The following is a 5,459-nucleotide window of genomic DNA, read 5'->3' on the forward strand; positions in this document are numbered from 1 at the left end:
GTCCGTGCACGGCAGCCGCGTGGGCGCCCACCTGGACGAGGATTTCGTCCTCGGTGCTGCAGACCCAGCGGGATTCACAACCCGGTACGACGTCACCACATGCAAAAGACTTCACTTCAGCTCCTCAGGCTCAACTGTTAACGCGCCAACCCTACTCCGCAGTAACGTCAAAGCCGGCCAACCTCGCGGGCCCATATGTTGGGGTGTCGCGGGGAGGGCCGACGGCGGGGCCGGTTCAGGTGGCGAGGGGCAGCGCTTCCTCGCAGAGGGCAGGTTGGGCAAGCCACTCCAGGGCTTCATCACTGGAGGTGAAATAGCGTTGCGGGCAGTCGTTGCCGCGGCGCATCCAGGCGGCGACCACCCGGTCCACGTTGGATTCGCCTACCAGGGCCACGGAAGAGACAAACCGGCTCTCCAGGTAATGGTTGCGGGCACCGGCCGTGAGTTTGACGTCGCTGATGTCGATCATCAGGGGCAGCATTCGGCCCGCGCTGATTTTCATGATCGCGAGGACCGATTCGGCGGCGTCGGCTGTTTCGAGCACTGTCCCGCCGGCCCAGACCAGCTGCAGGATTCCGCTTTCGTCCAGGGTGAGCGTGCCCTTGCCGGATGCCAGAACTATGTCCATGTGTTTCCCTTCCTGCGCCAGAGTAGCGCCTCCGTAGCGAAATAGTGACGTTGACCACTTTTTCCGACACGAAAATGACGTTTCGGCCCTAACCAGGCCTGCGTTGCGCCTCCCGTCCGCCGAGCGGATCGCGTAGGGTGCGGCCATGGACATCATCCTCGTTCCCGGTTTTTGGTTGGACGCATCGTCATGGTCGGAGGTCACGCCGCCGCTGGAGGCTGCAGGGCATCGGGTCCACCCGTTGACCTTGCCCGGACTGGAGGCGGCCGGCGCACCGCGCGGGGGTATCGGCCTGCAAACGCACATCGACGCCGTCGTCACCRCAGCGGACAGCATCGCGGGTCCGGTGGTGCTGGTGGGCCATTCCGGCGGTGGCGCGATCATCCACGGCGCCGTGGACGCGCGGCCGGACCGCGTAGCCCGCGCCATCTACGTGGACAGTGGACCGCTGGGGGACGGCGGAGTGGTGAACGATGAACTGCCGGCCGACGGCGACGACGTTCCGCTGCCGCCGTGGGAGCTCTTCGACGACGAGGACCTGGTGGACCTGGACGAGGAACTGCGCGCCGCCTTCCGCGCCCGGGCCATCCCGGAGCCCAAGGGTGTGGCCTATGACAAGCAACGGCTCCACGATGAGCGCCGCTACAACGTCCCCGCCACCATCATCGCCTGCGAGTTCCCCTCATCCATGCTGCGCGAGTGGATTGYAGCGGGCCATCCGTTCGTGGCCGAACTCTCCCGCATCCGCGACGTCGACTACGTGGACCTGCCCACYGGGCACTGGCCGCAGTTCACCAAGCCCGCGGAACTGGGGGCGGCCATCCTTGCCGCGGTGGAGCGGACTCCGGCCGCCCCGTAGCCGCGGGGGTTGGTCGGCCCCGTGCCCTTCGAGGCGGGCGCCGGGCAGCTGCCTGCCGCCGTCGGACCCCTGGGCCGCCGTCAGGCAAAGAAAAAGCCTCCGGAACCGTGTGGTTCCGGAGGCTTTTCCAAGGGTGGCAGATGAGGGATTCGAACCCCCGTAGGCGTTGCCAGCTGATTTACAGTCAGCCCCCTTTGGCCGCTCGGGTAATCTGCCGAACTTCAAAAGAAGATCACTCGCGGCTTCCGTCATTGGAGCGTCTGTTTCCAGTCCGTTCCGCTTCCAGCAACCGCGGGCAAGACAACTTTACAGAACTTCCGCCGAAGAATCGAATCGGCGCCGCGGGGCCCGTCCCGGCCCGGAATATCAGGCTTCGCCGAGGATGCGGCCGGCCAGTTTGGCCTCGAACTTGGCCGCCTGCTCGGGCGTGATCTGGTTCAGCTGCACGGCCCGGGCCAGGTCGGCCTGCACGCCGTCCATACGGGAAGATGCAGCCGCGGCCGGGCTCAGGATGATGGAGGCCGCCACCGCCGCAGCGGCCACGGTCGTCACCGCCGTCGTCAGGGAACCCGCGGCGGCGGCGGTGGTGCTGGTGACGTACTGGATGGCCTTGCGGTGCATGTGCGTTGCCTTTCGAGCGGCTTCTACGACTCGTACAACTCTGCCGAACGAAGCTTCGTTCCCACTTTGGTTCAGCTATGAGCCGACTGTGAAGAAACGGCCGCCCGTCCGCACACCCGCTTCCGCGCCATCCGTACTAGGCTGGAATGCAGAAAACACCGCCCTTCGGCAGGGTGCCCCACCAACCATCAGGAGGACAGTCATGGCAGGCGAATCCACATTCGACGTCGTCAGCAAGGTCGACAAGCAGGAGGTCGCCAACGCGCTGAACCAGGCGCAGAAGGAACTCGCGCAGCGTTACGACTTCAAGGGCGTCGGCGCCGAGGTCGACTTCAGCGGCGAGAAGATCCTGATGAAGGCCAACTCCGAGGAGCGGGTGCTGGCCGTGCTTGACGTGCTGCAGTCCAAGCTCATCCGCCGCGGCATCTCGCTGAAGTCCCTCGACACCGGCGAGCCCTTCCCCTCCGGCAAGGAGTTCCGCCTCGAGGCCACCATCAAGGAAGGCATCGCGCAGGACCTGGCGAAGAAGATCAACAAGCTGATCCGCGACGAGGGCCCGAAGTCGGTCAAGTCCCAGATCCAGGGCGACGAGCTGCGGGTGACGTCCAAGTCCCGCGACGACCTCCAGGAGACCATGGCGCTCCTGAAGAACTTTGACGAGGCCGACCTGCAGTTCGTGAACTTCCGCAGCTAGGGTCCGTACCTCTCGACGCGCAAAAAGACTGGCGCTACCGGTATTCCGGTAGCGCCAGCCTTTTTCTGCGTCGCGGGACAGAAGGCGTGTCGGCGGCCTAGGCATTGGTCGGGCCGACTAATTCATTACACGTCGGGGAAATGACGAACTTGAAAAGCCGATTCCTGCCTCGCGCCAGATTGCGTGCGGACGGGAAGTGCATCGATCTTCACCAGGGCCCGGTGAATGGCCACGAGCAGCATGAAGAACCCCATCAGGCCCACCAATACACCGAAAATCGACAGAGCAACAAAGACCGCAAACAAAGCTTTATCGTGCCGAGCAGCAAATAACGTCGAGAGGAATATCCCGATGTAACTCAGCACCGGCCCTCCTAGGAACATCGTAATCCCGGCCACGAATATCCCAGCTGAATGTTTGAGCTTCACTTTTCCCCCAATTAGCACTACTGACTCCGCAAGAGTACAGCTCGTACCATTACCGCTAGCGGAAGCAGCGCCACTCATCAACGACCCGCGAGGCCAGGGCGAYGAGCTGCGGGTGACGTCCAAGTCCCGCGACGACCTCCAGGAGACCATGGCGCTCCTGAAGAACTTTGACGAGGCCGACCTGCAGTTCGTGAACTTCCGCAGCTAGGGTCCGTACCCCTCGACGCGCAAAAAGGCTGGCGCTACCGGTATTCCGGTAGCGCCAGCCTTTTTCTGCGTCGCGGGACAGAAGGCGCGTCGGCGGCCACGGGGCGCGTCCGCAGGTGCCGGCGGGCCGAGATCAACCTGAGGCCTACCCCAGCGGACGCCCGGCCATCCCCTCGAGCCGGCTGATCCGCTCCCCCATGGGCGGGTGGGTGGAGAACATCCGGGCCAGGCCGCCGCCGCGGAACGGGTTGGCGATCATCAGGTGCGAGGCGTTCACCAGGCGCTGGTCCTGCGGCAGCGGCGCGAGCTGCACGCCCTGCTCGATCTTGCGAAGGGCGGAGGCGAGCGCCAGCGGATCGCCGGTCAGCGCGGAACCGTCCTCGTCGGCGTCGTACTCCCGGGTCCGGGAGATGGCCATCTGGATCAGCGACGCGGCAAACGGCGCAAGGAGGGCCATGGCCAGCAGTGCGATCGGGTTGGCGTTCCGGCGGTCGCCGCCGCCGAAGAACAGCAGCATCTGGCCAACCGAGGTGATCACGCCGGCGACGGCGGCGGCCACCGAGGAGGTGAGGATGTCCCGGTTGTAGACGTGCATCAGCTCGTGGCCGAGGACGCCGCGGAGCTCGCGGGCGTCCAGCAGCTGCAGGATGCCCTGGGTGCAGCACACCGCGGCATTCTGCGGATTCCGGCCCGTAGCGAAGGCGTTCGGCGCCATGGTCGGGGAGATGAAGATCCGGGGCATGGGCTGGTTGGCGCGGGCCGAAAGTTCCCGGACCATCTGGTGTAGCTGGGGCTCCTCGGCCGCGGTCACCGGATAGGCCTGCATGGACCGGATGGCGATCTTGCCACTGTTCCAGTACCCGTAGGCCGTGGTGCCCACGCCGATCAGCGCCATGATCCAGATGGGCGCCGAACTCCGCATCCCCGTCCCGATCAACGCCCCGAGGCCCAGCAGCACCGCCCAGAGCACGCCGAACAGGGCCGCCGTCTTCAGTCCGTTGTGATGGTTGTGCACTGATCCTCCCAAGCAATGCTGCGGTCGGGTGTCCGCGCGGAGCACCCACCTAGGAAACGAACCGCTACGGAACCGGGTTCCGCGCGTCGTACTTCAGGAAGCCGGACTGCCAGCGGGCCACAAGCCAGGCCACCACGGCACACAGCACGCCGCCGGCCAGCAGCACCCAGCCCTCACTGAGGAGCTTAGTCGCACCGCCGGCCAGCATGTCGCCGATCCGGGGACCGCCCGCAACCACCACCACAAAGACGCCCTGCAGCCGGCCGCGGAGGTGGTCCGGCGTGGCCGACTGCAGGATGGTGGTGCGGAAAACGGCGCTGACGGAGTCGGCGATGCCGGCCAGCGCGCAGCACACCGCGGCGGGGACCAGCCACAGGGTCACGCCGCCGGCACCGGAGCGGCCCGCCAGTACGACGACGAGTCCCAGCCCTGCGATCGAGGCGCCCCAGCCCATCACGGACCAGACCACGGCCGCGCCCTGCGCACGGACTCCCCCGAGGGGCCCGGAGAAGAGCCCGGCAAGGAAGGCGCCGACGGCGGTCGAGGCGAGCAGCACACCGACCGTTGCCTCGCCGCCGCCGATCATCAGGGCGCCGATGGCAGGCAGCAGGGCCCGGGGCTGGGCGAGGATCATCGCCACCAGGTCGATCACAAACGTCATCCGCAGGTTGGGGCGGGTGCCCAGGAAGCGGAAGCCCTCCACCACGGAGCGCAGGCCGGCCCGGTGCGACTCCTGTCCCGGCGGCATCGGCGGCAGCTTCAGGAGGGCYCAGACCACGAAGGCGAAGCTGGCCACGTCGATGGTGTAGGTCCAGGCGAACCCGACGGTGGCAACCAGCACGCCGGCCAGCAGCGGGCCGGCGGTCATGGTCAGGCCGAAGATCATCATGCTCAGGGCGTTGGCTGCGGGCAGGAGTTCCTTGCGGACCAGGACCGGGATAATGGCGCTGCGGGCCGGCTGGTTGATGGCCTGCGCACCGCTCTGCACCGCGACCATGGCGTACAGC

General features: G+C 66.4%; 8 protein-coding genes, 1 tRNA gene and 1 pseudogene. 3 read left to right on the forward strand and 7 right to left on the reverse strand.

All coding sequences use genetic code 11. The annotated features are described in order from the left end of the window. Window positions 1–115, reverse strand: a 115-nt coding sequence (locus tag AC1DHD_RS13865; RefSeq protein ID WP_476880280.1) for a DUF1059 domain-containing protein, incomplete at its 3' end; no start/stop codon positions are given. A 120-nt stretch (window positions 116–235) separates the two neighbouring features. Next, complete coding sequence (locus tag AC1DHD_RS13870; RefSeq protein WP_476880274.1) at window positions 236–628, reverse strand: DUF7793 family protein; 393 nt, start codon at window positions 626–628, stop codon at window positions 236–238. Between the two features lie 145 nt (window positions 629–773). On the opposite strand from AC1DHD_RS13870, the gene AC1DHD_RS13875 reads away from it, so the two are divergent. Continuing rightward, window positions 774–1,487: an alpha/beta fold hydrolase gene (locus AC1DHD_RS13875; protein WP_476880275.1), complete on the forward strand. Its 714-nt coding sequence runs from the start codon at window positions 774–776 to the stop codon at window positions 1,485–1,487. Window positions 1,488–1,621: 134 nt separating this feature from the next. Here the strand turns inward: AC1DHD_RS13875 and AC1DHD_RS13880 are convergent. Beyond that, window positions 1,622–1,703, reverse strand: a tRNA-Tyr gene (locus AC1DHD_RS13880). Window positions 1,704–1,853: 150 nt separating this feature from the next. Next, window positions 1,854–2,108 (reverse strand): hypothetical protein, encoded by a 255-nt coding sequence (locus tag AC1DHD_RS13885; RefSeq protein WP_476880276.1) that lies wholly within the window; start codon window positions 2,106–2,108, stop codon window positions 1,854–1,856. A 202-nt stretch (window positions 2,109–2,310) separates the two neighbouring features. Here AC1DHD_RS13885 and AC1DHD_RS13890 point away from each other — a divergent pair, with 202 nt between their 5' ends. Beyond that, on the forward strand, window positions 2,311–2,802 hold the full coding sequence (locus AC1DHD_RS13890) for a YajQ family cyclic di-GMP-binding protein (protein ID WP_476880277.1): 492 nt from the start codon (window positions 2,311–2,313) through the stop codon (window positions 2,800–2,802). A gap of 125 nt (window positions 2,803–2,927) precedes the next feature. Here the strand turns inward: AC1DHD_RS13890 and AC1DHD_RS13895 are convergent, their stop codons facing one another. Then, window positions 2,928–3,230, reverse strand: coding sequence for a hypothetical protein (locus AC1DHD_RS13895; protein ID WP_476880281.1), 303 nt, complete (start codon window positions 3,228–3,230; stop codon window positions 2,928–2,930). A gap of 91 nt (window positions 3,231–3,321) precedes the next feature. On the opposite strand from AC1DHD_RS13895, the pseudogene AC1DHD_RS13900 reads away from it, so the two are divergent. Continuing rightward, window positions 3,322–3,438 (forward strand): annotated as a pseudogene (locus AC1DHD_RS13900) (nucleotide-binding YajQ family protein); the annotation flags it as partial. Between the two features lie 144 nt (window positions 3,439–3,582). Here the strand turns inward: AC1DHD_RS13900 and htpX are convergent. Continuing rightward, window positions 3,583–4,452, reverse strand: coding sequence for a zinc metalloprotease HtpX (gene htpX, locus AC1DHD_RS13905; RefSeq protein WP_476880278.1), 870 nt, complete (start codon window positions 4,450–4,452; stop codon window positions 3,583–3,585). A 64-nt stretch (window positions 4,453–4,516) separates the two neighbouring features. Further along, window positions 4,517–5,459 (reverse strand): MFS transporter (locus AC1DHD_RS13910; protein ID WP_476880279.1); only part of this gene is annotated, 943 nt, incomplete at its 5' end.

This window comes from Arthrobacter sp. 05L45_2 (assembly GCF_056397525.1).

Coding starts and splice junctions, on each gene's coding strand:
- AC1DHD_RS13870 (WP_476880274.1), bottom strand. CDS start 628: ATGGACATAGTTCTGGCATCCGGCAAGGGCACGCTCACCCTGGACGAA.
- AC1DHD_RS13885 (WP_476880276.1), bottom strand. CDS start 2,108: ATGCACCGCAAGGCCATCCAGTACGTCACCAGCACCACCGCCGCCGCC.
- AC1DHD_RS13890 (WP_476880277.1), top strand. CDS start 2,311: ATGGCAGGCGAATCCACATTCGACGTCGTCAGCAAGGTCGACAAGCAG.